General features: G+C 67.3%; 3 protein-coding genes and 1 pseudogene. All 4 read left to right on the top strand.

From position 1 onward, the window contains the following. Positions 1–757, top strand: a 757-nt coding sequence (locus WCB02_RS37235; RefSeq protein WP_423966857.1) for an aspartate carbamoyltransferase catalytic subunit, incomplete at its 5' end; no start/stop codon positions are given. A gap of 4 nt (positions 758–761) precedes the next feature. Beyond that, complete coding sequence (locus WCB02_RS37230) at positions 762–2,063, top strand: dihydroorotase (RefSeq protein WP_423966855.1); 1,302 nt, start codon at positions 762–764, stop codon at positions 2,061–2,063. A gap of 24 nt (positions 2,064–2,087) precedes the next feature. Continuing rightward, a complete protein-coding gene (gene plsY, locus WCB02_RS37225) occupies positions 2,088–2,696 on the top strand; it encodes a glycerol-3-phosphate 1-O-acyltransferase PlsY (protein WP_423966852.1) in 609 nt (202 codons plus the stop codon). 239 nt (positions 2,697–2,935) lie between these two features. After that, a pseudogene (locus tag WCB02_RS37220) lies at positions 2,936–3,127 on the top strand (hypothetical protein); the annotation flags it as partial.

Here is a 3,127-nt window from a genome sequence, read left to right as displayed (position 1 = left end):
GACCCAGTCCTCATTCGAGATCGCGGGCAAACGGCTGGGTGCCGACGTCATGAACATGTCGGTCTCCTCCTCCTCGATGCGCAAGGGCGAGACCCTGATCGACACCGCGGTCACGCTCAACGCGATGCATCCCGACATCCTGGTGGTGCGCCATCACGCTTCCGGCGCGGTGGAACTGTTGGCGCGTAAGGTCGACGGTTCCGTGATCAATGCCGGCGACGGCGCGCATGAGCATCCGACCCAGGCTCTGCTCGACGCGCTGACCATCCGCCGCAACAAGGGCCGGCTCGAGGGGCTGGTGGTCGCGATCTGCGGCGACGTCATGCATTCGCGGGTCGCGCGCTCCAACATCCTGTTGCTCAACGCGATGGGCGCGCGGGTGCGCGTGGTCGCGCCGTCCACGCTGCTGCCGCCCGGCATCGAGCGGATGGGGGTCGAGGTCGCGCGCGACATGCGCGAGGGCCTCAACGGCGCCGATATCGTGATGATGCTCCGGCTGCAGCGCGAGCGCATGAACGGCTCCTTCGTGCCCTCGACCAGCGAATATTTCCATTACTTCGGGCTCGACCAGAAGAAGCTCGCCTACGCCAAACCCGACGCGCTGGTGATGCATCCGGGCCCGATGAACCGCGGCGTCGAGATCGACTCGATCGTGGCCGATGGCGCGCAATCCCTGATCCGGGAACAAGTCGAAATGGGAGTGGCGGTGCGGATGGCGGTGCTCGAAGCGCTCGCCCGCAACCTGCCGAACGCGTGACAGCATGCTGACGGACCGCCGCCCCATCCTGCTCGCCAATGCGCGGGTGATCGATCCCTCCCGGGATTTCGACGGCCCCGGCGACGTGCTGATCGCCGACGGCGTGATCCGCGACGCCAGGCGCGGCATCGGTGCGGCCGGCGTGCCCGAGGGCACCGACATCATCAACTGCGCCGGCAGGATCATCGCGCCCGGGCTGGTCGACATGCGCGCCTTCGTCGGCGAGCCCGGCCTGAGCCACCGCGAGACCTTTGCCTCGGCAAGCCAGGCGGCGGCGACCGGCGGCATCACCACCATCATCTGCCAGCCCGATACCTCGCCGGTGATCGACAACTCGGCGACGGTGGATTTCGTGCTGCGCCGGGCCCGCGACACCGCGATCGTCAACATTCATCCGATGGCGGCGCTGACCAAGGACATGGCCGGCGTGGAGATGACCGAGATCGGGCTGCTGAAGGCCGCGGGCGCGGTGGCGTTTTCCGACGGCGACAGGAGCGTCACTAACGCCCAGGTGATGCGCCGCGCGCTGACCTATGCCCGCGATTTCGACGCGCTGATCGTGCATCACACCGAAGATCCCGACCTGGTCGGCGAAGGCGTCATGAACGAAGGCGAGTTCGCCGCCAGGCTCGGGCTCGAGGGCATTCCCGATGCAGCGGAAGCCGTGATGCTGGAGCGCGACATGCGCCTCGTCGCGCTGACCGGCGGCCGCTATCACGCAGCCTCGCTGAGCTGCATCGCCTCGCTGGAGATTCTGAAGCGGGCGCGCGACACGGGCCTTGCCGTCAGCGCCTCGGTCTCGATCAACCACGTCACGCTGAACGAGAACGACATCGGCCCCTACCGGACCTTCCTGAAACTGTCGCCGCCGCTGCGCACCGAGAGCGACCGCAAGGCGCTGGTCGCGGCGCTCGCTTCCGGGCTGATCGACGTCATCATGTCCGACCACAATCCGCAGGACGTCGAGGTGAAGCGGCTGCCGTTCGCCGAGGCGGTCGCCGGCGCGATCGGCCTGCAAACCATGCTGCCGGCGGCGCTGCGCCTGATCCATAATGGCGAGATGGACTGGAAGACGCTGATCCGCGCGATGTCGACGCGTCCGGCCGAGCTGATGGGGCTGCCGGGCGGCTCGCTTCGCCCCGGTGCGCCGGCCGACCTCATCGTGATCGATGCCGATACGCCCTGGGTGCTCGATCCCGCCGACCTGAAGTCGCTGTGCAAGAACACGCCGTTCGACGAGGCCCGCTTTTCCGGCCGCGTGGTTCGCACTATCGTCGGCGGACGCACGGTCTTCGAGCACGTCTAGAGTCGTTGAGGGGAGGATCCGCCGATGGCACCCGAGGCTTTAACTGAGGCTCTCCTGCCCGTGGCGTTCCTGATCGGCTATCTCTGCGGCTCGATCCCGTTCGGGCTGGTGCTGACGCGGCTGGCCGGAACGGCCGATCTGCGCGCGATCGGGTCCGGCAATATCGGCGCCACCAATGTGCTGCGTACCGGGCACAAGGGGCTTGCCGCCGCGACGCTGCTGCTGGACATGCTGAAGGGCACAGCCGCGGTCGTCATTTCGGGCCACCTGGACGGCCCGAGTGCGGCCATGCTGGCCGCCCTCGGCGCCTTTCTCGGCCATCTGTTTCCGGTCTGGCTGAAGTTCCACGGCGGCAAGGGCGTCGCGGTCTACATCGGGGTGCTGCTCGGTCTGTTCTGGCCGGCGGCGCTGGCGTTTTGCGCGATCTGGCTGCTGACCGCGTTTGCCTCGCGCTACTCCTCACTGTCGGCGCTGCTGGCGAGCCTGGTCACGCCGCCGCTGTTATGGTGGCTCGGCCATGCCGCGCTCGCCGCGCTGTTCGCGCTGCTGACATTGTTGTTGTTCATCATGCATCGCGAGAACATCAGGCGGCTCGTCGCGGGCACTGAGGGCCGTATCGGGCAGAAGGCCTGACCCGCCAGGTTCTTTGCCGCTGTTCCGCTTCACCCACGCCTCGCGGCGACAAGGTCGCGGCAGCGGCGCGCAAAAAAGTACCCATTGCCAACATACCATGTTCGCAATCCTCGCAGACTCTAGCGAATCAACCGAGTGCCTGACATGGTCGCGTGGGGTAGTTGAGGAATCGGATTGTGTGAGCTGAGCGGGTCTGGCCCGCAGCTTGCGCATGATGACAGGAAATAGGAAGTGCTCCCGTGCAGCAACCGGCCGCTCCGGTCCGAACCGGAGCCACTGCATTATTAGCCGCTACCGCGATCTGGTCGACGGACGACAGCGCGCCGAACAGCACGTCCGCGGTCATCACTACAGCCGCCAACGCCGCGACCGCGCGGGTGCCGGCGCTGCCGCCGTCAGCCGTCGCGGCCCCGACGGCGCCGCCACCATCC

The sequence above is a fragment of the Bradyrhizobium sp. genome, from assembly GCF_049581145.1.
In the GTDB taxonomy this organism is placed as follows: Bacteria; Pseudomonadota; Alphaproteobacteria; order Rhizobiales; family Xanthobacteraceae; genus Bradyrhizobium.
Note: the sequence above shows the minus strand (reverse complement) of the source record. Positions and strands in the feature narration are given on the sequence as shown.